The sequence below is a fragment of the Mannheimia granulomatis genome, from assembly GCF_011455695.1.
Taxonomy (GTDB): domain Bacteria; phylum Pseudomonadota; class Gammaproteobacteria; order Enterobacterales; family Pasteurellaceae; genus Mannheimia; species Mannheimia granulomatis_A.
The window spans coordinates 1,349,704-1,376,382 of sequence record NZ_CP015030.1; the positions used below are offsets into that span (position 1 = coordinate 1,349,704).

Sequence of the window (26,679 nt, forward strand, 5' to 3'; positions counted from 1 at the left end):
TAATACGCAAAATTTTGTTAGAAAAAGACCGCTTGTAAACTGCAAGCGGTCTATTTTCATTTATTTTTTGCAAACCCTACGATTAGGATAACAAATGAAATTTATCTCTTTTAACATTAACGGATTACGTGCCCGCCCGCACCAGCTTGAAGCAATTATTGAAAAACATCAACCCGATGTGATTGGCTTGCAGGAAATCAAAGTTGCCGATGAAGATTTCCCCTACGATTTAGTGAATCATTTAGGCTACCACGTTTTCCATCATGGACAAAAAGGGCATTATGGTGTAGCGCTTCTAACAAAACAAGAACCGCTGGCTGTACGTAAAGGTTTCCCAACCGATGACATAGATGCTCAGAAACGAATGATTATGGCTGATATTGAAACAGAATTTGGGATCCTTACTGTATTAAACGGTTATTTTCCACAAGGTGAAAGCCGTACCCATGAAACTAAATTTCCTGCAAAACAGAAATTCTACTCCGACTTACAACATTACTTAGAAAGCGAATTAAAGCCGGAAAACCCAATTATCATTATGGGCGATATGAATATCAGCCCAACAGACTTAGATATTGGGATTGGAGAAGCGAATCGCAAACGTTGGCTACGTGATGGAAAATGTTCATTCTTACCGGAAGAGCGCGAATGGTTAGCACGTTTACACAGCTTCGGTTTAGTCGATACATTCCGTATCGCTAATCCGGAGGTAAATGATAAATTCTCATGGTTTGATTATCGCTCAAAAGGCTTTGATGATAACCGTGGCTTACGCATTGATTTAATCTTGGCCTCAAATATGTTAGCTGAACGTTGTGTAGAAACCGGTATTGATTTAGAAATTAGGGCGATGGAAAAACCGTCTGACCACTCACCTGTTTGGGCAACCTTTAAATAATTTGTAAAAAATTTACATTTTTTGACCGCTTGTAACTCCTCAACCCAGGCACAACAAGCGGTTATTTATTACTCACTACGCTCACACTTCGTGCATTGGCAAAGCCAGCCTTCAAAGGCGAGCATTTCTCAGACAATTTGCCACTTTTCTCCCTTGCGATTGTCTACTATATCACTATCTAAATTTATGCTACAATCAATCTCTATTTTTGAGCCATTTTAAGATTTATGAATACACGTTTAACTGTAGTTTTATTACTTATTGTTGCTGTGCTAGGTGGGTGGTATTACAGCTTGCAAGAAAAAGACAATAGCGGACTTGACCAACTGATCAAAAAAGAGGGACAGCCCGAATATGTGGGGAATAAAATGTCCACCTCGGTTTATGATCTAACAGGTAAACCGCAATATTTTGCGCAAGCCGATGAAATTAAACGCTATGAATCTACCGAGCGCACCGAATTTTTAAAGCCCTTTATTGAGCTTTTCGCCAAAGATTCAGATGCAAAGCAGTGGAAAGTGAGTGCAGATCACGCTGAAATTACTAAAGATAAGATCTTAAATTTAACCGGCAATGTGCAACTGAATGCTTTAGACCCACTTTCTCGCTTACAAAAAATATCTACCGATAAATTAACCGTCGATTTAAACACTCAGGATATTTTTACTGAAAGTACGGTCAAATCAGTGGGCTTAGGCTTTACAACTACCGGTGTGGGGCTAAAAGGAAATTTAAAGCAACAGGTAGCAACATTACAAAAAGATGTAAAATCGTATATTGAACCAACGATTATCAAACAAACGCAAGAATAACCAATTCGCTTTTTCAATAAGGAAAAACAATGAAATTACTGTTTAAATCTATTTTAGTTACTCTACTTTTAGGCAGCAGCTTCTCTGCTTATGCATTAAAAGGCGATACCGATCAGCCAATTAACATTGATTCCGGCAGTCAATCATTAGATATGACTAGCAATATTGTGACATTTAGTGACAATGTGGTAATCACTCAAGGCTCAATTAAAGTCACTGCGGCGAATGTAAAAATCACGCGCCAAGAAGGCAAAAAAGAAACCATTGATGCCAATGGTTCACCGGTTACCTTCCAACAAACCTTAGATAATGGAAAACCAGTTAATGGTAAAGGCAACAGTGTACATTATGATTTAAATTCTGAATTTTTGACCTTAATAGGTAATGCTGAATTAAAACAACAAGGCAGTTTTATTCGAGCAAATAAAATCACCTATGATGTGAAAAAACAACAACTTAAAGCCACCAGCGGTGGTAAAGCACGAGTGAAAACTGTGTTGATTCCAAACGAACTTCAAGATAGCAAGAAAAAATAAGGTAGATAATATGTCTGTGCTTTATGCAGAACATTTAGCAAAAAGTTATAAACAACGCCAAGTGGTGAAAGATGTAAGCTTGAATGTAAAATCAGGTGAAATTGTCGGCTTACTTGGCCCAAATGGTGCGGGAAAAACGACTACATTCTATATGGTAGTCGGCTTGGTTCGCCACGATCAAGGCAAAATCCGTATTGATGACGAAGATATCAGCACACTACCCATGCACGACCGAGCCAAACAAGGTATTGGCTATCTACCGCAAGAGGCTTCTATTTTCCGCCGTTTGACAGTGTATGATAATTTAATGTCTGTGCTGCAAGTACGTAAAGATATTAATAATGAACAACGCAAAGCTCGAGCAGAAGAATTAATTGCTGAATTTCACATCGAACATATCAGAAACAGTTTAGGACAATCGCTTTCAGGGGGCGAACGCCGCCGCGTAGAAATTGCCCGAGCGTTGGCTGCAAATCCCAAATTCATTTTGTTAGATGAGCCTTTTGCCGGTGTTGATCCCATTTCAGTTATCGATATTAAAAAAATTATCGTCAATCTAAAAGAACGTGGATTAGGTGTTCTGATTACAGACCATAATGTACGAGAAACTTTAGATGTATGCGAACGCGCCTATATTGTAGGTAGCGGTGAAATGATAGCCAATGGCACACCGCAAGAAGTGCTGGAAAACCCAGATGTAAAACGTGTTTATCTAGGCGATCAATTTAAACTCTAAACTCAATCCCCTTTTGGGGATTTCATCTTTAGATGAAAAATTATGACAAAATTAACTGATTTTTTAAGCCCTGAAAATATTCGCCAGGGAGTGTTAGTTTCAAGCAAAAAACGGGCGTTAGAAACTGTAGGCAAAATTATTGCTCAATCGCTAAATAATAAAGCAAATCATATTCCGAAGAATCCTGAACAAGTAGAAAGAACAGAAGAAAATGAACTTATTTGCCCAATTGAATGTTTTGCCAATTTATTTAAACGAGAAAAACTTGGCACTACCGGCTTAAATCAAGGCATTGCTCTTCCTCACGCCAAACTTCCGACTTGCGAATCACTGGCAATAGATAAACCTATCGCTGTTTTCTTGCAGTTAGAAGAAGGGGTTGAGTATGAAGCACAAGATAATAAAGAAGTTGATTTAATTTATGCTATCATGTTCCCGGAAAATAACTGCATGCAATATAAGCACTGCTTACCAGAAATTGCACGCCAATTATCGGATAAAGCATTGCTCAAACAGCTCCGAGCAGCAGAATCTGAAGAAGATATTTGGCAAATTTTAATGTATGCTGATAATCATACAGTCAAAATTGAAGAATAATGTTGAGGCTATATGGAATTGATCATCATCAGCGGGCGTTCCGGTTCCGGCAAATCGGTTGCATTAAGAGCACTAGAAGATGCAGGCTATTACTGCGTAGATAATATTCCTCTGCCACTTATCCCAATCTTAACCGAATACCTTAGCAAAGAAAAACTCTCTGCGGTAATAAGCTTAGATATCCGTAATTTACCAGATACGCCAAAAGCGATTGATGAATTACTTTTCCAGCTTATGCCATTAAATACCAAGTTGATCTTTTTAGATTGCGAACGCAATACGCTTATTCGCCGCTATAGCGATTCTCGCCGCATTCATCCGCTTTCAACCCAAGATGATCTTTCGCTTGAAAGTGCTATCGACCTTGAGCAAAAACTGCTTGAGCCGCTGGAACAAAATGCCAATTATATTATTGATACCAGCAATATTTCCTCACACGAACTGGCAGAAAATCTCCGTAATATTCTTCAAGGCTCAAGCGATAAAGAATTAAAGATTATTTTTGAATCATTCGGTTTTAAATACGGCTTGCCTGCTGATGCCGATTATGTATTTGACGTTCGATTTTTACCGAATCCTCATTGGAATCCGGAATTACGTCCGATGACGGGCTTAGAGCAACCTGTCATTGACTTTTTAGACCGCCAAACCGAGGTACATAATTTTATCTACCATACCCGAACCTATTTGGAAATGTGGCTACCGATGTTAGAACAAAATAACCGCAGTTACCTAACAATCGCAATAGGCTGCACGGGTGGAAAACATCGTTCTGTGTATATTACAGAACAGTTAGCGAAATATTTCCAAGCGAAAGGGAAAAACGTGCAAATTCGCCATAAGAGTTTGGAAAAACACCATAAGAAATCCACAGTTTGATGATTCTACAAGCGGTTAAATTTCAGTAAAATTTTGCAAAAATTCAACCGCTTGTTTCAACTAATTAACACACTATTGCCTATGAAATCTACAGATATTGTTATTATTGGTGGAGGAATGGTCGGGCTAGCTCTCGCTGGGTTACTCAAAGACGCTCCTTGCAAAATTACAATCATCGAAAAAAATACGCCAACATTCGATGCCGATACGATATTCCACCGTGTCAGTGCTATTAACGCCAGTAGCCAAAAAATGCTGGAACAGATTGGCGCTTTTCAGCATATTCCGTCGGAACGCCTCTCCCCTTATTCGGAAATGTTTGTCTGGGAAAAGGACAGTTTTGCAAATATCCATTTTGATAATAATGATAGTGAAATTAAACAACTCGGATTCTCACAACTTGGCTTTATCTTAGAAAACCAAGTAATTCAACATTCACTTTGGCAGCAAGTTTCTACTCAATCAAATGTTGACTATATTGTCGCTATGCCTAAAACCTTAGGTATTAGCGATAACGGGGCTTTTTTAACACTGGATAACGGTGAAATGATTTCAGCCAAATTAGTGGTAGGGGCTGACGGAGCGAATTCTTGGGTACGTAACCAAACTCAAATTCCATTAACCAGCCGTGATTATCAACATACTGCGTTAGTCTGTAATGTGAAAACTAGCGAAAAACACGGTCAAACTGCTCGTCAGATTTTTGCTGAGGATAGCATTCTCGCATTTTTACCATTAGCAGACGAAAATTTAAGCTCGATTGTATGGTCATTACCGCCAATAAAGGCAAATGAGCTAAAAAATTGTTGTGAACAGGAATTTAATAAGGCACTAACTATCGCCTTTGATAACCGCTTAGGCTTGTGCGAATTGCAAAGTTTACGCGAAATTTACCCGCTTACCGCACGCTATGCCCGCGATTTCGCTCAATCAAGAGTGGCGTTAGTCGGCGATGCCGCCCATACTATCCATCCACTTGCCGGTCTTGGAGTAAATTTAGGCTTTGCCGATGCTGTAACACTTGCTAATGAAATCCAGAAACACTTAATAAATGGTGAAGATATTGGCGAATATCGTCATTTGCGCCAATTTGAACGAGAACGCAAAGCCGAAGCAGTAAAATTATTAGTTGCAATGGAAGGATTAAAACAACTTTTCCACGGTAATCATCCTATAAAAAAACTGTTTAGAGGATTAGGGCTAAATGCCACTGATCGGCTGCCATTTATAAAAAAACTGCTTATTCAACAAGCAATTCATCTTTAAAATGTAAATTTAATTGAGATAGCGTAAATATTCCCAATTTTGTGAACTAATAATAACATTATCTGTCTATTTGTTGGTACAATATCGTATCCCTACTCGGGTTTCTTTTTATTTTCATTTAAGGATTTTTTAATGAACAAATTAACTAAAATCAGTGCAACTGCATTAGTTGCTTTATTCTTAGCGGCATGTGATAAACCAGCGCAAAAAGCACCTGCGGCAGAGCCTGCAAAAACAACTGAATCTGCACCAGTAGCTCAAGCTTCTGCAACAGAAGCAGCTAAACCAATGGTTGAAGCACCAACAGAAGCAGCTAAAGCAGATTACCAAAAGCTAGTTGACTGGAATGTCGCTCAAGAGAAAACAATGGCTACAGCACAAGCTGAATTACAACAAAAATTAGCATCTCAAGATCCAAAACAGATTCAAGAAGGCTTAACAACATTCAAGCAAAAAGTATCTGAAGTTGTAAAAAGTTTAGAAAGTATCGAAGTTTCTGATGCTCAAATCAAAGCATTTAAAGAAAAAACAAAATCTGTCTTAACACTTTCAAGTGAAGTGCTATCTGAACAAGTTAAAGCAATGGGAACACCAAATGACCAAGCTTTAGTGGAAGCACTACAGAAAAAAACTCAAGCCTTAATTGAAGAAGGCAATGAGCTACAAAAACTCAATGCTGAGTTACAACAACGATTTACAGCTAAATAATTTAGCGTTCAAATTCAGAAGCTAGAGTGTTTTGCTCTAGCTTTTTTTCTGAATGACACAGGAATCATTATGAATACATTAACTAAAGTCGGTCTATCTGCATTATTGACGATTTTTTTAACCGCTTGTGAGAAACCTTCATCTCCCGAAGCACAAAAATCGGAACAAACTCCAAGTCAAACACAAGAAAAAGTAGAAGAATCAAAAGATACCGGTGCACAAGACTATAAAGCATTACGTGAATGGCAAGATGCACAAGAAAAAGCGCTACGCGATACAATTAGCAGCGCCACAAATAAGCTCAATGAAAAACAAAAGAGCGATGCAGCATTAATGCAAGAAACTGTTAATCAGGCTTTATTATCTCAACTTGAAAATATCAAAGCCAGTGCTGAAAGCCTAAATATTCAAAATGCTGAAGTGAAAGCGCTTAAAGATAAAACATTAGAAGTGCTGACTCTAGGCACTGAAATGATTGTTGAAGGTGCCAAAATGGAGAAAAATCCAACTCCAGAGGCTCATAAAGCCTTCGGTGAATTACAAACCAGACTTAACCAATTGGCTGAACAAGGGCAGCAATTAGAAAAAGCATTAAAAGCAAAATACGAGCCAGCTACACAGCAATAATAAAAAATGGTACATATTAAAAGTATGTACCATTTTTTCATTTTCAGCAGTTTAAACTATTGTGTTAATTGCACTAAAATACGACGAACAGGTTCTGCCGCACCCCATAGTAATTGATCCCCTACGGTAAATGCTGCTACATATTCAGGCCCCATAGCTAGCTTACGTAAACGTCCAACCGGCACACTTAATGTACCTGTTACTTTAGCAGGTGTTAACTCACGTAATGTCGTTTCTTTATCGTTCGGAATCACTTTCACCCATTCGTTATGAGCTGCGATGATTTGCTCGATTTCTGCTAGTGGAATATCTTTTTTCAGTTTAATAGTAAATGCCTGGCTATGGCAACGTAATGCACCAATACGCACACATAAGCCATCAACAGGAATTGGGTTATCACTTAAACCTAAAATTTTGTTAGTTTCCGCATAACCTTTCCACTCTTCTTTGGTTTGCCCTGTTTCAGGTAATAATTTGTCGATCCAAGGGATTAGGCTACCACCTAAGGCTGCACCGAAGTTCTCTGTTGGGAAATCTTCAGCACGCATTTTAGCCGTTACTTTACGCTCAATATCTAAAATCGAAGAGGCCGGATTTGCTAATTCAGCTTGCACGGAGTCACGTAATTCACCCATTTGTGAAAGCAGTTCACGCATATTTTTTGCACCAGCTCCTGATGCTGCTTGGTAAGTTGCAACAGAGACCCATTCAACCAAATCTTTCTCAAATAATCCACCAATAGCCATTAACATTAAGCTAACAGTACAGTTTCCACCAACGAATGTTTTAATGCCGTTTTTCAGACCTTCTGAAATAACATGCTGGTTTACAGGATCTAATACGATAATAGCATCATCTTGCATACGAAGTGCAGAAGCTGCATCGATCCAATAACCATTCCAGCCAGTTGCTTTTAATTTTGGATAGACTTCGTTGGTGTAGTCACCACCTTGACAGGTAACGATAATGTCTAATTTTTTTAATTCTTCAATATCAAAGGCATTTTTCAATTCGCCTGCATCTTTACCAGCAAAAACAGGGGCTTTTTGTCCCGCTTGTGAAGTGGTGAAAAAAATCGGATTAATGTTAGCGAAGTTGTTTTCTTCAACCATACGGTCCATTAAAACTGAACCAACCATACCACGCCAACCGATAAAACCTACGTTTTGCATTGTGTTTGCTCCTACCAAGAGATAAAAAATTAATTGTTGTTAAGGTAGGAATAAATACAGGATTTCGAGTGAAAAATCAATGTTTTTTGTTAATTTGTAAAGTTTTGACAAAATTTGACCGCTATGGTTAAAATAATAAAATGCCTGTTAGGTAGAGAATTAACACTAAAAGGACGGTTTTATGAAAATGAAAGCAGCTTTATCTATTGTATTAAGTTCTTTGATACTAAGTTCAACCTCTGTATTTGCTACAGAGCAACCAGCAAAAATTGTTGTCAATATCCAGCAACTTGATGTAGAAAAAGGCAATAAAGATATTGGTACTATTGAAATTACCGAATCTGCATATGGGTTAGTTTTTACACCTAATCTAACGCATTTAACTGAAGGCTTACATGGTTTTCATATTCATGAAAATCCAAGTTGTGAAGCAAAGGAAAAAGAGGGAAAACTAATAGCAGGTCTAGCTGCTGGCGGTCATTGGAGTCCTAATAAAAAAGCAACTCACGGCTTACCATGGTCTGATGAGGCTCATTTAGGCGATCTTCCTGCATTAACCGTACTTCATGATGGGTCAGCAACTAACCCGGTATTGGCTCCCCGCCTGAAAAAATTAGAAGAAGTTAAAGGTCGTTCTTTAATGATTCACGCCGGCGGAGATAATCACTCAGATCATCCAGCACCTCTTGGTGGGGGTGGAGCACGTATGGCGTGTGGAGTAATTAAATAAAATTTGATCTAAATTAGAGAAAGTGTTGGTTTTAGTATTATATTTCCAACACTTTTTTATTTTTAACGTTAAAATAAACCAACTTTATTTTTAAGGACTACATTATGTCACATAAACCATCTCGTCGAGTAATTCCTGAGCAACTCTATTTTTGCCAATCTTCTCCTGTTTATATTCCTCTCTTTTTTGCAGATAAAACCAAAAAAGTGCAGGCAGTATGGGAGTTAGAAATGGAAAATGGTGAACGTAATTCGGGTGCAGTGAAACGCAACCGTATCCAGTTTACCAATTTACCAATTGGTCAGCACAAATTAACGTTGATTGTTGGAAAACCACTATTAGGAAAAGGAACTAATATTTATCACTCAGTGTTAAATATTAGTGAGAAATAGTATTTCAATCATATAAGGCAAGATGGCTTCTTGCCTTATATTTTAGATTGCTCTACTTATTCCCCTTGAAATAGGAATGGGTTTAATGCACTTTTAGAAAAGCCCTTTTGCTCCATTTCTGAGTCTAGGAACAAGCTGGCTAAATCATCAGCAACAGGTTCTACATTAACATCTTTATCTTGATATAAAACTTTTAAATAGGAGTGACAGTCTCCGCAGCTTTCTGATTTTACTGCGGCTTCAACGTTATCTAAACTCCAATAATCTAGTTTACCTGATTCATCACAGTTTGTGCATTTTGAACGTACAACGTGCCACTCACTTTCACATAATGAACAGTGCAAGTAACGTAAGCCTTGAACCTCTCCAAAGTGAATAACGCTGGTAACAGGCGCTGAATCACACACTGGGCATAGGTGTTTATCTCCAACTTCTGCTCGGGTATTACGAGGTAATTGTTGGGTTAATTGTACCCAGTAGAGTGAAAGTGCCGCCCAGACAAACACGGCTTTATCTGCACCGACAAGTTCATAGCGCTCATTCAATAAATTATCAGCAAGTGATTCAATCTCGGAAGTAGAGGCTTTTTCAAACCATTCAAGTGTTGGATAAATAGCATCGTTAGCATAAGGCTTGAATTTTTCAACGAGCGCTAACAGCAAATCTCTCCACTCATCACTGCGCTGGAAGGTTTTACCATTTAGTGGTTTTTCCCCTTGAGTAAGCTCGACACAAGCGGTTATTTTTTCCGAATAATTTGCAATCGGTCTGCACTCTAACAATTCTAGCTGAATATCAACTAAATTAGCTGCAAATTCCATATATTCACCAAAAGGGTTTTCTTTGGCTAATTCTCTTAATCTTTTTGCTCGACGGTAATAAAGATTTTTAGGATTAGCAAATAATAATTCGGGTTGCTGAAATGAGCTGGCAGTTTGCTTGATTTCATCTTGATGTAGTATTTTGATACTCATAATGTTCTCTAAGTCGATAAAATAAAAGTGCGGTAATCATACCGCACTTGATACATTATTTGCTGTTTTGTTCAGCGATTTCTTTTTCTAACTTCGGTAGTACTTCTTCACGGTACCATTTCGGATGGTGTTTTTTCGCCCAGCGAACGGTTACCCAACCTTCAACCATACCACGAATTGAGCCTTTCACCCAGAATGCCATGTAGATATGCACCATAATGCCGGTAAATAACATAAATGCACTTGCAGAGTGAAGTAAAATAGCAATTCGAATTACCGGAATTGAGAAATTATGCGAGAAGTATTGTCTCCACATAATAATTCCAGTAGCCAGTAAAGTTACCATTGCTAAAATCAATGTCCAAAACAGCATTTTTTGTCCGAAGTTGTATTTACCGTTATCGGCAACAGCATGCTCGTTACCTTTTAGAACCTCAACAATGCCTTTTGCCCAGCGAATATCATTCTTTTCTGGAAGGTTATGTCGCCAGTAAATGCGAGCAAGGTTGATGAAAGCTAAAAACATCACAATACCTGTGAATGGATGCAAGAATCTCGCTAATGCAGGGGTGCCAAGAATCTCGGCAATCCACGCCATATCAGGGAAGAAAAATGCTAATCCTGATAAACCAGTCATAAAGAAACAGAGAACCAAAAGCCAGTGGCTTAAACGTGCAGGACGTTTATGGCGTACGATTTTGGTATCGTTGCTAATAGTCACTTTGCTCATTATTTTGTCTCCTCGTGATGATCTTCTACATCTTCTTCATTGTTTGGACCAATGCTGATGTAATGTGCAGCGGCACTTAATGCTAACCCCCCCATTGCAACCGCAGCTACTGGTTTGAGAACATCTTTCCAGAGCGTAATAGTTGGGTCGATTTTCGGATCTTTTGGTAAACCGGAGTAAAGCTCAGGTTTATCTGCATGGTGTAATACATACATTACGTGCGTACCACCCACTCCCTCCGGATCGTATAATCCGGCGTTTTCATAGCCACGAGATTTTAGATCAGCAATACGCGTTTGCGCATAATGTTTCATCTCTTCTTTGCTACCGAAACGAATTGCACCGGTCGGACACGTTTTCACGCAAGCAGGTTCTTGACCAACAGTAACACGGTCAACACAAAGCGTACATTTATAAACACGGTTATCTTCCGGATTCATACGTGGAATGTTAAACGGACAGCCAGCGATACAATAACCGCAACCGATACATTTGTCGGATTGGAAATCAACAATACCGTTCGCATATTGAATAATTGCACCCGGAGAAGGGCAAGCCTTTAAGCAGCCCGGCTCAGAGCAATGCATACAGCCATCTTTACGAATTAGCCATTCCAAGCGGTCATTTTCTTCAACTTCGTTGAATTTCATTACCGTCCATGCTTTTGCATTCAAATCCGCAGGGTTATCATATACGCCAACGCAAGCCGCATTGACATCAGAGCGGATATCATTCCATTCCGAGCAACCTACTTGACAAGCCTTGCAACCGATACAGGTTGTTACATCAATCAGTTTTGCCACTTCAACCTGATGCCCGCGGGCTTGAGGTGAAGGGGTTAAACCTGACGTTGCAGAGGCTTTAATAATGTTTTGTGATTGAATTACACCCATTGTTATGCCCCCACAATTTTCTCAATATTTAACAACATACATTTCGATTCAGGTGTATTTGAACTTGGATCACCTGAACGAACAGTTAAGTTATTAGCGAAGTAACCTTTTTTCGCACCGGTTGTTGCAGCAAATCCCCAGTGAATAGGAATACCTATGGTGTGAATTGGTTTACCGTCTGAAACTAAAGGACGGATACGTTTTGTCACTACAGCCACTGCTTTAATTTCACCACGTTTAGACCAAACTCGCACTTTATCGCCATTAGTAATACCTTTTTCAGCAGCCAATTTTTCACTAATCTCGACGAACTGCTCAGGTTGAGCGATAACGTTGATCATTGAATTTTTCGTCCAGTAGTGGAAATGCTCAGTTAAACGGTATGTTGTCCCTACATAAGGGAAATCCGCGCTTGTACCTAAATCCGCTTTATCCGTTGGTAAAATACGGGCAACAGGGCTATAAATTACATTAGGGTGTAACGGGTTAGTACCGATCGGTGTTTCTAACGGCTCATAGTGTTCTGGGAACGCACCATCAATCATACGTTCACGCACGAACAAGCCTGAAACCCCTTCTGGTTGCATAATAAATGGCATTGTTGGCGCATTTGGTGGGGCTGTACCGAAGTCAGCAACATCAATATAGTTCCAGTTTTTACCATTCCATTTAACCAGCTGGCGTTTCGGATTCCATGGTTTACCGCTTAAATCTGCTGACGCACGGTTATATAAAATACGACGGTTTGCAGGCCATGCAAATGCCCAACCAAGTGTATTTCCTAAACCTGAAGGATCAGAATTGTCGCGATTTGCCATTTGGTTACCTTTTTGCGTCCATTGACCTGTGTAAATCCAGCATGCACCGGAAGTTGTACCGTCATCACGCATTTGACCGAAACTTGAAAGTAACTCGCCTTTTTTAACAATCACATTACCATCAGCATCTTTTACATCTTCTAATGCATAACCGTTGTTTTCTTTTGCGATTTCCTCAGCTTTTGGTTCTAACGGGTTGCTGTAATTCCATGTCATTGCTTCTAATGGCTCAACCGGTGCTTTTCCACCTTCTTTATGGTAAAGATGGATAAGTTCTGCACGGATTTCCGATAAAATATCAATATCCGGCTTTGCTTCACCCGGTGCATCAGAAGCCTTCCAATGCCATTGTAACCAACGACCGGAGTTTGCAATTGAGCCTTCTTCTTCAGCGAAACAAGTAGTTGGTAAACGGAATACTTCAGTTTGGATTTCTTCTGAATTAACATTATTGAACTCGCCGTGATTTTTCCAGAACTCGGAAGTATCGGTAACAAGCGGGTCAAAAATGACTAAATATTTCAAATTACTTAACGCTTTGATGATCTTCTGTGAGTTCGGGTAAGAGGCAATCGGGTTCATTCCTTGACAGAAATAACCGTTAATTTTGCCTTCGTACATCTGCTCAATGAAGCGGAAGTGATCGATACCGCCTTTCTGTAATTTCGGCAGATAGTGGAAACCAAACTCGTTTTCCGGCGTTGCTTTATCGCCATAGAACGATTTCATCATACTGATGAAGAATTTCGGCGTATTCTGCCAGTAGTTGGTTTGCCCTGCCCCCATCGTTTTTGGCGTAATTCGTGCTAAGAATGCTTCTAGAGAAACATCAGATTCGCTTGGTAAAGGAAGGTATGCAGGTAATCGTGCAGGGAATAAACCTAAATCAGTAATTCCTTGTACATTCGAGTGACCACGTAGAGCATTTACCCCACCACCGGCAACACCGATGTTACCGCACAGAAGCTGGATAATTGCCATAGAACGAATATTTTGCGCACCTACGGTGTGTTGTGTCCAACCTAATGCATAAAGGAAAGTTGCAGCTTTATCCGGTGCAGAGGTTTTAGCAATCTCTTCACAGAAAATCAGGAAATCTTTTTGTGATGTACCGGTAATGCGTTCGACCATTTCAGGTGTATAGCGGGAAACGTGTTCACGCAGCATATTTAGTACACAACGAGGATCTTGAAGAGTCATATCCCGTTTCGGGTTGCCTTCTTCGTCCATTTGATATGCCCAAGTCGAACGATCTTTATAAGTGCGGGTAGCTTCATCGTAGCCGGTGAATAAACCGTCTTCAAATTTAAAGCCTTCATGCACCAAGAAAGTCGCATTGGTATAGTGTTTGACATACTCGTGTTGAATTTTATCGTTTTTCAACAGGTAGTTGACCGCACCTAACAGGAACGCAATGTCCGTACCCGGACGTAGCGGCATATAGATGTCAGCAACAGCAGCACTACGGTTAAAGCGTGGATCAACCACCATTAACTTAGCACCGTTTTGTTTTTTTGCCTCAATTGCCCAGCGGAAACCAACAGGGTGAGCTTCAGCGGCGTTACCGCCCATAACGATTACAAGATCAGCGTTCTTAATATCAACCCAGTGGTTGGTCATCGCACCGCGACCAAATGTTGGAGCAAGACTTGCTACCGTTGGTCCGTGTCAGATACTCGCTTGGTTGTCGGTAAAGACCATACCGAGAGAACGAATCCATTTCTGCGTGATAATACCTGTTTCATTACTACATGCAGAACCGGCTAAGAAACCAGCTGTCAGCCACTGGTTGACCGGTGTACCTTCTGTATTTTTTTCAATAAAGTTATCATCACGGTCATTTTTTATATGACGGGCAATACGCTCTACCGCTTCATGCCATGAAATACGTTTCCACTCTTTTGAACCTGGTTCACGTACTTCCGGATAATGCACACGGCGATCACTATTGACATAATCTAATGCACCTGCACCTTTAGGGCATAATGCACCGCGACTTACCGGGTGGTCAGAGTCACCTTCAATGTGGAAAAGTTTCCCTTTGCTATTCATTGCTTCACCGCCTAGGCTATACATTATCATGCCACAGCCTACAGCACAGTAAGTACAGGTTTGGCGAGTTTCTTTCGCTCTTAAGAGCTTGTACTCGCGTGGGGCTGCTAGTGCTGTTGCCGGGGCAAAGCCCAACATTGCAGCAGAAGTACCCGCCATACCACCTGCACAGACCTTAAAGAACTTACGTCTTGAGATCTGCATAATCACTCCAAATCACATAATATGAGAAATAAAAGAAAATTTGACCAAAATAGATTAATAAATTGGTCGAAGAGGTGTATTATTTTCCTTTGGACAAAGGCAAATAGATATACTCTTTTTTAAGTAAATCGGTAAAATCAATACAAAGTTTGATTTAAACCAAATTTAATGTCGCTTTATGATACAACTTTTTAACAAAATAAACCACTTTTTAAGCATGTAAGAGATGAATATTGTGAATAAGATCACAAAAAAAACGGCCAAAAAATTATCATTTTCAATTAACGGAATTGAAAAACAGAATTGTGAGGATAATTTGATTTCAGAAGTGCCTGTCGCGTTAGTCTATAATGGTATTTCGCACACGGTTATGATGACTACACCAATAGATTTAGACGATTTTGCACTTGGATTCTCTTTAGCGGAAGGTATTTTAAACACCCCCCAAGAGCTATATGGATTAGATATTATTGAGCAACCTACAGGAATTGAAATTCAGTTGGAAATTTCTACCCGTCAATTTGTGTTATTAAAAGATAAGCGTCGCTCAATGGCAGGAAGAACAGGTTGTGGAATTTGTGGTGTTGAGCAATTAGAGCAAGTTAATCAAAGTTGTAAAATTGTTAAAAAAAATAACCGCTTGCAGGCGGTAAATCCACTGATTTTAGAACATTGTTTAGCTCAGCTTGAGAAAGCTCAATATTTATCAAAAGAGACCGGTGCCAGCCATGCTGCTGCATTTTTCAGCCCTGAAGGAGAATTATTGGCAATTCGAGAAGATGTTGGTAGGCATGTCGCATTAGATAAACTCATAGGTTGGTACGCTAAAGTTGGTTTTCCTATCGGTTTTGTATTTGTCACCAGCAGAGCGAGTTTTGAAATGGTTCAGAAGTGTTTGGCTGTTGGGATAGAAATGTTGTGTGCCATTTCAGCAACCACCGAAATGGCTGTGAATATGGCAACTGAGAATGCATTTACCTTATTAGCCTTTACCCGTAAAGGGAAAGCTACAATTTATTCCGGAGAAGAGAGAATCTCTTTAGATTAAAAATGGACATCGCAATTTTACTTGCCGATAAAATCATACAACTAAGCTTGATGGTGTTATTAGGCTATTTAAGTGTAAAAACAAAATTATTGACCTCTGAGCAAAGCTATCCGATCTCAATTATAGGCTTATATATTATTAGTCCTGCAATGCTGATTACTGCCTTTCAGGTAGATTATACAACCGAAATTCTTAATGGCTTATATCTGGCTTTTGTAATGGCATTTGTATTAAGCGGGATATTGATTTTTCTTGGTTGGCTGCTTAAGCAGCTATTTAAGCTGGATAATATTGAACAAGCAACTTCTATTTATTCTAATTCCGGTAACTTAATTATCCCGATTGTTGCTTCTGTATTTGGAAATGAATGGGTAATTTATTCTATCGCTTTTATTGTAGTACAAAATATCTTATTTTGGTCGCATTTACGTTTACTGATTTGTGGTAAAGGCAGTGTACCGTTCAAAAAGATGATCTTTAATATCAATATTATTGCGATTGTGGTGGGCATTACCCTATTTTTACTGCATGTCAAATTGCCTACAACTATTGCTGCTACCTTATCAACTTTAGGCCATATGCTTGGGCCTCTATCAATGTTGGTTGCAGGTATGCTCATTGCCTCTATTCCTTTTAAAGAGATTATTACAGATAAACGAATTTATTTAGTAGCCTTCCTACGTTTGATTTTGATCCCTTTAATTTTATTAGGTGTGATTAAATTATGCGGATTTTCCAACTGGGTTGAAAATGGCATCACTATTGCGATGATTAGTTTTTTAGCCACCACCAGTCCTTCTGCAGCAACTGCAACCCAAATGGCTGTGGCTTATGGTCAAAATGCGAAAAAAGCCAGTGCTATTTATGGGGTAACAACGGTACTCTGTGTTGTGACTATGCCATTGATTATTTGGCTTTATCAACAGATATAACAAAACAAGCGGTTAATTTCTTGCAAAATTTTGCAAAAATTTAACCGCTTGTGTGAGGCTAATCAGTGGATTAAGCCACAGTGACTGACTCAATCACAACATCTTCTTTTGGTACATCTTGGTGGAAGCCTTTATTGCCGGTTTTTACACCTTTAATTTTATCCACTACATCCATACCTTCAACCACTTCGCCAAATACCGCATAGCCCCATTCTTGTACTACAGTTTTACCAAACATCTCTTTTGAACGGTAATCTAAGAAATTATTGTCTGCCACATTGATGAAAAATTGCGAGCTGGCCGAATGAGGATCTGAAGTACGAGCCATTGAAAGTGTACCACGCTTGTTGCTTAAACCGTTGCTAGCTTCATTTTGGATTGGTGCTTTAGTTGCTTTTTCTGACATACCAGCTGTCATACCACCGCCTTGAATCATAAAACCATCAATCACACGGTGGAAAATAGTACCGTTATAAAAACCTTCTTTACAGTAATCTTCAAAGTTCTTGGCCGTAATCGGCGCTTTTTCAAAGTTTAATTCAATTTTAATGTCGCCAAAATTAGTATGTAATGTAATCATTCTGAGTTCCTTAATGAATAAAAATGGGATGGGAAATAAATTTCGGTCGTTATTATTAAAAAGTTTAAAACAAATTGCAAAAAAATCTCAAAATTAGACCGCTTATTCGCTATACTTAGACGCATTTTGAAAGAATATTAAACAAGAGGACTTTATGCTCAAAATTTATAACACCCTAAAACGGGAAAAAGAAGAATTTAAACCGATTAATTCTGAGCAGGTGGGAATGTATGTCTGTGGCGTAACCGTTTACGATCTTTGTCATTTCGGGCATGGGCGTACTTTTGTCTCTTTTGATGTAATCGCTCGTTATTTACGTTATTCGGGCTACAATTTGCGTTATGTCCGCAATATTACTGATGTGGACGATAAAATCATCAAACGTGCATTAGAAAATAACGAAACTTGCGATGAGTTAGTTGAGCGAATGATTGCGGAAATGCATCAAGATTTTGACGATTTAAACATTTTACGGCCTGATGTTGAGCCTCGAGCAACCAAACATATCCCTGAAATTATTGCCATGGTCGAAAAGTTGATTAAAAATGGCAACGCTTATGTCGCCGCGGATGGCGATGTGATGTTTGATGTAGAGTCATTCAATAAATATGGGGCGTTATCTCGTCAAAACTTGGAGCAACTCCAAGCAGGAGCAAGAGTTGAAATTAAATCGGTGAAAAAAAGCCCGATGGATTTCGTATTATGGAAAATGTCGAAAGAGGGCGAGCCAAGTTGGGAAAGCCCATGGGGCAATGGTCGCCCGGGCTGGCATATTGAATGCTCGGCAATGAACAGCAAAGAGCTAGGCGAACATTTTGATATTCATGGCGGCGGCGCGGATTTAATGTTTCCACATCACGAAAATGAAATTGCTCAATCTTGCTGTGCCCATGGTGGTGATTATGTAAACTACTGGTTACACACCGGAATGTTAACCATTGATAAAGAGAAGATGTCTAAATCACTGGGTAATTTCTTCAGTATTCGCCATATGTTAGGCTTATATGATGCGGAATCACTACGTTATTTCTTCTTAACAGCACATTACCGCTCATTGTTAGACTACAGTGTGGAAAACCTTGATTTAGCTCGCTCTGCATTAGAACGCTTATACACAGCCCTGCGTGGTTGTGATCTGGCTGATGTGGCAACGGCAGGAGAGCAATATGTTGAAGCTTTCAAAACCGCAATGGACGATGATTTCAACACACCGGGTGCATTAGCTGTTTTGTTCGAAATGGCTCGTGAAGTGAACAAGCTCAAAACTGAAGATATGCTAAAAGCCAATGCTTTGGCTGTACGCTTAAAGGAACTTGCAGGTGTATTAGGGTTGTTAGAGCAAGATCCGGATATTTTCTTAAAAGGAAATACTAACGATGATGAAAGCGCTGAAATTGAAGCACTGATTAAACAACGCAACGAAGCAAAAGCTAGCAAAAACTGGGCAGTTGCTGATGAAGTGCGAGACAAACTCAAAGCGATGAATATCGTTTTAGAAGATACCCCAAACGGCACAATTTGGCGTAAAGCTTAATCATATTATTTACAAGCGGTTGGATTTTGCAAAAAATTTGCAAATTCTGACCGCTTGTCATTTTATGATGAAAATCAATCATACAGAATGCAAATTTATTTCAGATGCAAGCAATTATTTTATACGCTATGCTCATTTGGAATAAAAAATTTGTATGAGTGAATTGACATAGCATTCTAGACGTCTAAAATAGCAAAAAAATAATATTTAATTAAGTGGATAAATAGAAAATGATTCAGCTGAAAAATATCAGCAAACAATTTGAGGTAAAGGGCAAGAAAATTACTGCTCTAGATAATGTGAACCTAGAGGTTCCGAAAGGCACAATTTATGGTGTAATCGGAGCATCAGGAGCCGGGAAAAGTACCTTAATTCGTTGTGTTAATTTATTAGAACGTCCAACAATTGGGCAAGTGATTGTTGATGGGCAAGATTTAACGGCAATGTCGGATAAAGAGCTGATTTCAGCTCGCCGTAATATTGCAATGATTTTCCAACATTTTAATTTACTTTCTTCACAAACCGTATTTGAGAATGTGGCGTTGTCTTTGCGTTTAAGTCATACACCTAAAGATCAGGTTGAGAAAAAAGTAAATGAATTACTAGCGTTAGTCGGGTTAACTGATCGTAAAGACGTTTATCCGGCAAATCTTTCGGGTGGACAAAAACAGCGTGTGGCAATTGCCCGTGCGTTAGCAAGCGACCCGCATGTGTTACTTTGTGATGAAGCAACCAGTGCATTAGACCCGGCGACTACACAATCTATTCTTCAATTATTAAAAGATATTAATAAACGCTTAGGTTTAACTATTCTGTTGATTACACACGAAATGGAAGTGGTAAAACGTATTTGCGATCGTGTGGCAGTGATTGATAGAGGACAATTGATTGAGTCAGGCTCGGTAAGTGAGATTTTCTCTAATCCAAAAACAGAGTTGGCACAGAAGTTTATCCAATCGACTTTCCATTTTGATTTGCCACAAGAATATACCGAGCAGCTTTCCTCTATGCCAAGCAAAAATAGTAAGCCGATAATTAAATTTGAATTTACCGGCCGTTCAGTTGATGCTCCATTGCTGTCAATTGTATCGAAAAAATTTGGTATTGATTTTAGTATTTTGATGTCGCAAATTGATTATGCCGGTGGAGTAAAATTCGGTTTTGTCATTGCAGAAGTAACAGGAAATCCGGATTCTATTGCTGAGGCTAAGTTTTATTTAATGGATAATAATGTAAAAGTAGAGGTGTTAGGCTATGTGGGCTGATTTTGTAAAAGAGATGACGCCACAGATGTGGGGCTTAGTATGGGAATCTACTTTTGAAACCATCTATATGGGCTTTGTGGCAACAGCTTTAGCGGTGGTGATTGGTTTACCGATCGGCTTTTTAGCCTTTTTAACAGGCAAAGGCGAGATTTTAGAAAACCGAAGATTACATCAGATTTTAGATGTCATTATTAATATCGGGCGTTCTATTCCGTTTATTATCTTGTTGATTATTTTACTGCCGTTTACCCGTTTAATTGTGGGAACCACTTTAGGAACAACAGCAGCAATTGTACCGTTAAGTATTTCAGCCATTCCGTTTTTTGCACGTTTAACTTCCAATGCATTATTGGAAATTCCGTCAGGTTTGACGGAGGCTGCAAAATCGATGGGGGCAACTAATTGGCAGGTTGTGAGTAAATTTTATTTGCCGGAATCATTGCCAATTTTAATCAATGGTATTACTTTAACCTTAGTTGCCTTAATTGGCTATTCAGCTATGGCTGGTGCTGTTGGCGGCGGTGGTTTAGGCAATTTAGCAATCAGTTACGGTGAACACCGTAATATGGTTTATGTAAAATGGATCGCAACAATCATTATTGTCGCGATTGTGATGGTGAGCCAGAAAATAGGAGACTATTTGGCAAAACGTTACGATCATCGTTAATTTTTATTTAACAGAGGTTTGTATGAATTTCAAGAATGTATTAGGCGTGGTGTTAGTATCTGCATTAGCATTAACAGCTTGCAAAGACGAGAAAAAAGCTGAGCCGGCAACTCAAGCTACTACACCGGCAGCAAAAATTAAAGTGGGTGTAATGTCCGGCTCTGAGCATACTGTTGCAGAACGTGCAGCTCAAATTGCGAAAGAAAAATATGGCTTAGAAGTAGAATTCGTTTTATTTAATGACTACGCATTACCAAACACAGCGGTAAGCAAAGGTGATTTGGATGCGAACGCTATGCAGCATAAACCGTATTTAGATAAAGATAGTCAATCAAAAGGTTTAAATAACTTAGTGATTGTAGGCAATACTTTTGTCTATCCATTAGCAGGTTATTCGAAAAAAATTAAGAATGTATCTGAGTTAGCAGAAGGGGCGGTCATTGCTGTACCAAACGATCCGTCAAACTTAGCCCGTGCGTTAATTTTATTGGAAAAGCAAGGTTTACTTAAACTCAAAGATAACACTAACTTATTCTCAACGTCGTTAGATATTATCGAAAATCCAAAGAACTTAAAAATTAAAGAAGTAGACACTTCTGTTGCTGCAAAAGCATTAGATGATGTGGATTTAGCGGTAGTGAATAACACTTATGCTGGACAAGTTGGCTTAAATACACAAGACCACGGGGTATTTGTTGAATCTAAAGATTCACCATACGTGAACATTATTGTATCTCGCCAAGATAATAAAGATTCTGCAAATGTACAAAACTTTATTAAGTCTTACCAAACCGAAGAAGTGTATCAAGAAGCACAAAAACACTTTAAAGACGGTGTTGTCAAAGGCTGGTAATGACCATTTTTTAATATAGCGATTAATCGCTTAGTTTGAACAGTTAGTTTGAGCTCTTAGATTAATCGCTTTTTTATCTTTAATATCTCTAAATATAGGAAGAACAAACATGAATTTTAAAAAATTATTAAGCGTGGCATTAGTGTCTATTTTAGCATTAACCGCGTGTAAAGAAGAAAAAGCACAAACCGCTTTAGAGCCAACAAAAGCAGAAAATAAAGCTCCTTTGAAAGTAGGCGTAATGACAGGGCCTGAAGCACAAATGACCGAAGTAGCGGTAAAAATTGCGAAAGAAAAATATGGCTTAGATGTAGAATTAGTTCAATTTACTGAATATACGCAGCCAAATGCAGCACTACACGCAAAAGATTTAGATGCTAACGCATTCCAAACTGTACCTTATATGGAACAAGAAATAAAAGATCGTGGCTATAAATTAGCCGTTATTGGTAATACCCTAGTATGGCCAATTGCCGCGTATTCGAAAAAAATTAAAAATATCTCTGAGCTAAAAGAGGGTGCTACGGTCGCAATTCCAAATAATGCAAGTAATACAGCACGTGCGTTATTATTACTTCAGGCACATGGTTTACTTAAATTAAAAGATCCGAAAAATGTATTTGCTACTGAAAATGATATTATCGAAAACCCGAAAAATATCAAAATCGTGCAAGCTGATACTTCATTATTGACTCGTATGTTAGATGATGTTGAATTAGCAGTGATCAACAATACTTATGCAGGTCAAGCTGGTTTAAGCCCGGACAAAGACGGTATCATTGTAGAATCAAAAGATTCGCCGTATGTTAACTTAGTGGTTAGCCGTGAAGATAATAAAGATGATCCTCGTTTACAAACATTCGTGAAATCATTCCAAACTGAAGAAGTGTTCCAAGAAGCGTTAAAATTATTTAACGGCGGTGTGGTAAAAGGTTGGTAATTTACATAACCCAAATGAGCAGTAGCTAATGTTGCTGCTCATTCTTTTTAACAAGGAGATATTATGAAACTTAACAAAATTTTAGGTGTATTTGCAATTTCTACGCTATTTTTGACCGCTTGTAACGATAAAGCAGAGAAGCTGAAAGTCGGTGTAATTTCTGGACCTGAACATAAAGTGATGGAAGTTGCAGTAAAAATTGCGAAAGAAAAATATAATCGTGACGTAGAATTAGTCGTCTTTACTGATTATGCGACCCCAAATGAAGCGCTCAATAAAGGGGACTTAGACCTTAATGCTTTCCAACATAAGCCGTATTTAGATAACCAAATTCAAGAAAAGGGCTACAAACTAGTGCCGGTTGGTAATACTTTTGTTTATCCAATCGCAGCGTATTCAAAGAAAATTAAGTCGCTTGACCAATTAAAAGATGGTGATACTATCGCAGTGCCAAATGATCCGACTAATTTAGCCCGTGCATTAATTTTATTGGAAAAACAAGGCTTAATTAAATTAAAAGCCGAAGCAGGTTTAAAAGCAACTAGTGTTGATATTGTTGAGAATCCTCGCCAATTAGTTATCCAAGAAATTGAAGCTCCACTTTTACCTCGTACTTTAGATGACGTTGCTTTTTCTATCATTAACACGACTTATGCGGGGCAAAATGGCTTAACGCCTACAAAAGATGGCTTGTTTGTAGAAGATAAAGATTCTCCTTATGTTAATTTAATTGTAGCTCGTGAAAATAATCAGCATTCAGAAGCGGTTAAGGATTTTGTAAAAGCTTATCAAACAGAAGAAGTCTATAATAAAACTAATGAAGAATTTAAAGGAGCAATGGTTAAAGGCTGGTAATCATTGAATAAAAAACGCGATCTATACATAAATTGCAGCTCGATTTTGTATGATAGTTTATAGTGATTTTTAATACAGCATAGCCTTATTTTTTGTGATCCTCCAAACCACCTTTTAAGAAGGTGGTTTTTACCTTTCTATCCTATCTCTTGTGGGTCAATATCCACGGAGAGTCTAATATTAGTCGGTACCAACAAGCTTTCCCGCTCCACATCAAAAAAATCTAAGAGCCTTTGCAATACAGTGCGTGTAGGGTGCTGAATCAGTAATAACCAACGATAATGCCCTGCTTTTTTTGCCATTGGAGCGGAAAACGGCGGTAAAATCTGCACGCCTTGTAAATTATATTGCTGAATTTTTTGCAGAAAGTAATCCTGTAGCTGTTCCAGCACAGTTAAAGTTTGAGCATGATCTTTGCCCGTTGCCCGAAATAAAACCTGAGAAGTAAAAGGTGGTAGGCTCATTAGTTTGCGCATTTTTAAAGCTTCTTGTGCAAAAGCAGCATAGCCTTGTTCAAGCAAGGTTGTTAGTAGCGGATGTTCAGGATAATGGGTTTGTAGCACCACTTCCCCTTTTTTCTCGGCTCGTCCAGCACGTCCTGCCACTTGTAAATAGAGTTGGGCTAAACGTTCTTCTGCTCTGAAATCAGTAGAAAATAGAGCGGAATCCACATTCACAATTGCAACTAATGTTACATTCGGAAAATGATGCCCCTTCGCCAGCATTTGTGTACCAATCAGAATTTGGCTTTTTCCTTCTCGAATATCTTTTAGATGATTCTCCAGCGTCCCTTTACGAGCAGTTGAATCACGGTCGATACGAGTCACTTGATAAGTCGGGAATTGCTCATTAAGTACCTGCTCCAACTGTTCTGTACCAATTCCTGTAGTAATCAGATTAGTTGAACCACAATGCCCGCATTGACGCGGGATAACTTTTTGGCCGGCACAGTGATGACAGCGTAGCACCCGCTGTTTCTGGTGGTAAGTAAAAGGTTTATTACATGCCTCACATTCGCAGATCCAACCACATTCGTGGCAAAGTAATACAGGAGCAAAACCTCGGCGATTTAAAAATAGCATCACTTGGTTACCCTGCTCCAAATGCATTTTCATCATTGAAAGTAAACGCTCAGATAAGCCGGCAGTAATTCGCTGGGTTTTTAAATCAATAATCTGCTGATTTGCCAACTGAGCATTGCCAGCCCGAGCGGTTAAAGCAAGTTCCACAAATTTACCGTTTTGGGCATTTTGAATACTTTCAAGGCTGGGAGTTGCCGAACCTAACACAATCGGAATATCACCATTTTTCGCACGAAGCACAGCGAGATCACGAGCATGATAGCGCCAACCGTCTTGTTGCTTGAATGAGCTATCATGTTCTTCATCTAAAATAATTGCGCCAAGTTTGTAGAATTGAGTGAAAAGGGCTGAACGAGTACCGATGACAATCGCACTTTCTCCGTTTTTTGCCCGTAGCCATGCATTCAGGCGTTCCATTTCATTCATATTGGAATGTAAAACATCCATTTCTACATTAAAACGGGCTTTAAAACGCTGTACAGTTTGTGGTGTGAGACCGATTTCCGGCACCAGCACCAAGACTTGCTCACCTCGTTTTAACACTTCTTCAATCAGCTGCAAATAAACCTCTGTTTTACCCGAACCGGTTACTCCATTGAGTAAAAAAGCGGCAAATCCTTTCTGAGCATTTAATCGACTTACTACTAAAGTTTGTTGTTTATTGAGTGTTAAACGGTTTGATACATTGACTAAAGGTAACTCACCAAGAGTTTGCTGCCAACTTCGAGCAATAAAAGGCACATCAATCTTTTCTACATAACCTTTTTCCAATAATCCTTTCCAAGCAGAGGGGCTACAAGCGGTCGGTTTTTCAAAAAATTTTGCAAATTCTGCCAGCTCAGTAAGCAATTCAACCTGCTTCTTTGCTTTTTTATTTTCACCATTTAGCAGAGATTTCCGCCCTTGTTCGGTCACAATAAAATAATCCGGCTGAGTACGTTCGGTAGAATCTCCATTACGCAATTTAATCGGTAAGGCATTTATCAGCACCTCGCCAACCGGGGCGTGATAATAGCGAGCCGCCCAATCCAACAGCTGCCAAATCTCTTTATCAAAAATCGAATGGGTATCCAGCACAGATTGAATTGGCTTGAGTTTTTCAATGGGAATATCGCTAGACTCCGGAAAATCGACCACAATCCCGATTTTGGTTTGACGACCAAAAGGCACAACGACTCGGCAGCCTTTGTGTGCAGTCACACCTTCAGGTAGCAAATAGTCGAAATAGCGATTTAACGGCACCGGCAGTGCTAGGCGAATTAATCTCATCTTTCTAAACCAATTTTTGCCGCTAAAGCAATAAAAATCGAGCCGCAGATTTTATTCATAACATCACCAACGGTTTTGTTAGAGCGTAGAAAATACCCCAAAGGAGCGGCTACCAGAACCAATATTGTTACCCAAAATGTGCTGGTTGTAAGTAACGTTAAACCCAATAATAGAAAAGGTAGGAAGGTATTTTCTAAATTATGTGATACAAATTGCGGTAATAATGCTAAGAAAAACAGCACTACTTTTGGGTTCAGTAAATTTGTTAACACACCTTGACGAAAAATTTTCCAAAGCGGCAGTTTATCTAAATCCACTCGGTTAATTACCAAAGGCTCTCGCCACATTTTAATGCCGAGGTAAACTAAATACGCCGCACCAAGGTATTTCAAAATATAAAATAGCGTTGGAGAGTGAGCAACAATTCCCGCCAGTCCAAGCGAAACCGCTAAAATATGAATCAGCATGCCGCCTAAAATACCAAAAGCGGACATCAAACCTGCTTTTTTCCCCTCTGCTATCGTTCGGGTAATAATATAAATTGTATCTGAACCCGGAGTTAAATTCAGCAAAATACAAGCGGTTAAAAATCCCCAATAATTTACAATTCCGTCCATTTTGACCTCAAAA

At 39.0% G+C, this 26,679-nt stretch carries 27 protein-coding genes; 19 read left to right on the forward strand and 8 right to left on the reverse strand.

The window, feature by feature from the left end:
* Positions 1-94: 94 nt before the first annotated feature.
* The 9 genes from xthA to A4G16_RS06455 all read left to right on the forward strand — a co-directional run bounded on the left by xthA (position 95) and on the right by A4G16_RS06455 (position 7,059).
* A complete protein-coding gene (xthA, locus tag A4G16_RS06415; RefSeq protein WP_165889190.1) occupies positions 95-898 on the forward strand; it encodes an exodeoxyribonuclease III in 804 nt (267 codons plus the stop codon).
* Between the two features lie 227 nt (positions 899-1,125).
* Complete coding sequence (gene lptC / locus A4G16_RS06420; protein WP_165889191.1) at positions 1,126-1,710, forward strand: LPS export ABC transporter periplasmic protein LptC; 585 nt, start codon at positions 1,126-1,128, stop codon at positions 1,708-1,710.
* A gap of 29 nt (positions 1,711-1,739) precedes the next feature.
* Positions 1,740-2,246, forward strand: a complete 507-nt coding sequence (lptA, locus tag A4G16_RS06425) for a lipopolysaccharide transport periplasmic protein LptA (RefSeq protein WP_165889192.1) — start codon at positions 1,740-1,742, stop codon at positions 2,244-2,246.
* A 10-nt stretch (positions 2,247-2,256) separates the two neighbouring features.
* The gene (gene lptB, locus A4G16_RS06430) at positions 2,257-2,982 is read left to right on the forward strand and encodes an LPS export ABC transporter ATP-binding protein (protein ID WP_042801291.1); all 726 of its coding nucleotides are present in this window, start codon (positions 2,257-2,259) and stop codon (positions 2,980-2,982) included.
* A gap of 42 nt (positions 2,983-3,024) precedes the next feature.
* Entirely contained in the window at positions 3,025-3,579 is a 555-nt protein-coding gene (locus A4G16_RS06435; protein ID WP_165889193.1) for a PTS sugar transporter subunit IIA, read from the forward strand.
* Positions 3,580-3,591: 12 nt separating this feature from the next.
* Positions 3,592-4,458, forward strand: coding sequence for an RNase adapter RapZ (gene rapZ, locus A4G16_RS06440; protein WP_165889194.1), 867 nt, complete (start codon positions 3,592-3,594; stop codon positions 4,456-4,458).
* Between the two features lie 81 nt (positions 4,459-4,539).
* The gene (locus A4G16_RS06445; protein WP_165889195.1) at positions 4,540-5,724 is read left to right on the forward strand and encodes an FAD-dependent monooxygenase; all 1,185 of its coding nucleotides are present in this window, start codon (positions 4,540-4,542) and stop codon (positions 5,722-5,724) included.
* A gap of 132 nt (positions 5,725-5,856) precedes the next feature.
* On the forward strand, positions 5,857-6,432 hold the full coding sequence (locus A4G16_RS06450; protein WP_165889196.1) for a lipoprotein HlpB: 576 nt from the start codon (positions 5,857-5,859) through the stop codon (positions 6,430-6,432).
* A gap of 69 nt (positions 6,433-6,501) precedes the next feature.
* Positions 6,502-7,059 (forward strand): lipoprotein Hlp, encoded by a 558-nt coding sequence (locus A4G16_RS06455; RefSeq protein WP_237052358.1) that lies wholly within the window; start codon positions 6,502-6,504, stop codon positions 7,057-7,059.
* Between the two features lie 56 nt (positions 7,060-7,115).
* Here the strand turns inward: A4G16_RS06455 and asd are convergent, their stop codons facing one another.
* Positions 7,116-8,231, reverse strand: coding sequence for an aspartate-semialdehyde dehydrogenase (asd, locus tag A4G16_RS06460; protein ID WP_165889197.1), 1,116 nt, complete (start codon positions 8,229-8,231; stop codon positions 7,116-7,118).
* Between the two features lie 181 nt (positions 8,232-8,412).
* Here asd and sodC point away from each other — a divergent pair, with 181 nt between their 5' ends.
* Positions 8,413-8,961 carry a superoxide dismutase family protein gene (sodC, locus tag A4G16_RS06465; RefSeq protein ID WP_165889198.1) on the forward strand — a complete coding sequence of 183 codons (549 nt, stop codon included), beginning with the start codon at positions 8,413-8,415 and terminating at the stop codon, positions 8,959-8,961.
* A 104-nt stretch (positions 8,962-9,065) separates the two neighbouring features.
* Positions 9,066-9,353, forward strand: a complete 288-nt coding sequence (locus A4G16_RS06470) for a hypothetical protein (protein ID WP_165889199.1) — start codon at positions 9,066-9,068, stop codon at positions 9,351-9,353.
* Positions 9,354-9,409: 56 nt separating this feature from the next.
* On the opposite strand, the gene fdhE is transcribed toward A4G16_RS06470, so the two are convergent.
* From fdhE to fdnG, 4 genes are read right to left on the reverse strand one after another with little or no spacing between them, the layout of a single operon-like run.
* Complete coding sequence (gene fdhE, locus A4G16_RS06475) at positions 9,410-10,327, reverse strand: formate dehydrogenase accessory protein FdhE (RefSeq protein ID WP_165889200.1); 918 nt, start codon at positions 10,325-10,327, stop codon at positions 9,410-9,412.
* Positions 10,328-10,382: 55 nt separating this feature from the next.
* Entirely contained in the window at positions 10,383-11,057 is a 675-nt protein-coding gene (locus tag A4G16_RS06480; protein ID WP_165889201.1) for a formate dehydrogenase subunit gamma, read from the reverse strand.
* Entirely contained in the window at positions 11,057-11,950 is an 894-nt protein-coding gene (gene fdxH, locus A4G16_RS06485) for a formate dehydrogenase subunit beta (protein WP_165889202.1), read from the reverse strand. The genes A4G16_RS06480 and fdxH overlap by 1 nt, the downstream gene beginning before the upstream one ends.
* Positions 11,951-11,952: 2 nt before the next feature.
* Positions 11,953-15,024 carry a formate dehydrogenase-N subunit alpha gene (fdnG, locus tag A4G16_RS06490; RefSeq protein WP_165889203.1) on the reverse strand — a complete coding sequence of 1,024 codons (3,072 nt, stop codon included), beginning with the start codon at positions 15,022-15,024 and terminating at the stop codon, positions 11,953-11,955.
* A gap of 235 nt (positions 15,025-15,259) precedes the next feature.
* On the opposite strand from fdnG, the gene fdhD reads away from it, so the two are divergent.
* Positions 15,260-16,072 (forward strand): formate dehydrogenase accessory sulfurtransferase FdhD, encoded by an 813-nt coding sequence (gene fdhD / locus A4G16_RS06495; protein WP_237052359.1) that lies wholly within the window; start codon positions 15,260-15,262, stop codon positions 16,070-16,072.
* A gap of 2 nt (positions 16,073-16,074) precedes the next feature.
* A complete protein-coding gene (locus tag A4G16_RS06500; RefSeq protein WP_165889205.1) occupies positions 16,075-17,004 on the forward strand; it encodes an AEC family transporter in 930 nt (309 codons plus the stop codon).
* A gap of 70 nt (positions 17,005-17,074) precedes the next feature.
* On the opposite strand, the gene A4G16_RS06505 is transcribed toward A4G16_RS06500, so the two are convergent.
* Positions 17,075-17,584, reverse strand: a complete 510-nt coding sequence (locus tag A4G16_RS06505) for a peptidylprolyl isomerase (protein WP_165889206.1) — start codon at positions 17,582-17,584, stop codon at positions 17,075-17,077.
* Between the two features lie 154 nt (positions 17,585-17,738).
* Here A4G16_RS06505 and cysS point away from each other — a divergent pair, with 154 nt between their 5' ends.
* The 6 genes from cysS (at position 17,739) to metQ (ending at position 23,698) form a co-directional block, all read left to right on the forward strand.
* Positions 17,739-19,118 carry a cysteine--tRNA ligase gene (cysS, locus tag A4G16_RS06510; RefSeq protein WP_165889207.1) on the forward strand — a complete coding sequence of 460 codons (1,380 nt, stop codon included), beginning with the start codon at positions 17,739-17,741 and terminating at the stop codon, positions 19,116-19,118.
* Between the two features lie 230 nt (positions 19,119-19,348).
* Positions 19,349-20,383, forward strand: coding sequence for a methionine ABC transporter ATP-binding protein MetN (gene metN, locus A4G16_RS06515; RefSeq protein WP_165889208.1), 1,035 nt, complete (start codon positions 19,349-19,351; stop codon positions 20,381-20,383).
* A complete protein-coding gene (locus A4G16_RS06520) occupies positions 20,373-21,050 on the forward strand; it encodes a methionine ABC transporter permease (protein WP_165889209.1) in 678 nt (225 codons plus the stop codon). The genes metN and A4G16_RS06520 overlap by 11 nt, the downstream gene beginning before the upstream one ends.
* 22 nt (positions 21,051-21,072) lie before the next feature.
* The gene (locus tag A4G16_RS06525) at positions 21,073-21,903 is read left to right on the forward strand and encodes a MetQ/NlpA family lipoprotein (protein WP_165889210.1); all 831 of its coding nucleotides are present in this window, start codon (positions 21,073-21,075) and stop codon (positions 21,901-21,903) included.
* Positions 21,904-22,012: 109 nt separating this feature from the next.
* A complete protein-coding gene (locus A4G16_RS06530; RefSeq protein WP_165889211.1) occupies positions 22,013-22,843 on the forward strand; it encodes a MetQ/NlpA family ABC transporter substrate-binding protein in 831 nt (276 codons plus the stop codon).
* 63 nt (positions 22,844-22,906) lie between these two features.
* Positions 22,907-23,698, forward strand: coding sequence for a methionine ABC transporter substrate-binding lipoprotein MetQ (metQ, locus tag A4G16_RS06535; protein WP_165889212.1), 792 nt, complete (start codon positions 22,907-22,909; stop codon positions 23,696-23,698).
* A gap of 137 nt (positions 23,699-23,835) precedes the next feature.
* On the opposite strand, the gene priA is transcribed toward metQ, so the two are convergent.
* Both priA and A4G16_RS06545 read right to left on the reverse strand, forming a co-directional pair.
* On the reverse strand, positions 23,836-26,049 hold the full coding sequence (gene priA, locus A4G16_RS06540) for a primosomal protein N' (RefSeq protein WP_165889213.1): 2,214 nt from the start codon (positions 26,047-26,049) through the stop codon (positions 23,836-23,838).
* Positions 26,046-26,666: a LysE family translocator gene (locus tag A4G16_RS06545; protein WP_165889214.1), complete on the reverse strand. Its 621-nt coding sequence runs from the start codon at positions 26,664-26,666 to the stop codon at positions 26,046-26,048. Before A4G16_RS06545 ends, priA begins: the two co-directional genes overlap by 4 nt.
* Between the last annotated feature and the right edge of the window lie 13 nt (positions 26,667-26,679).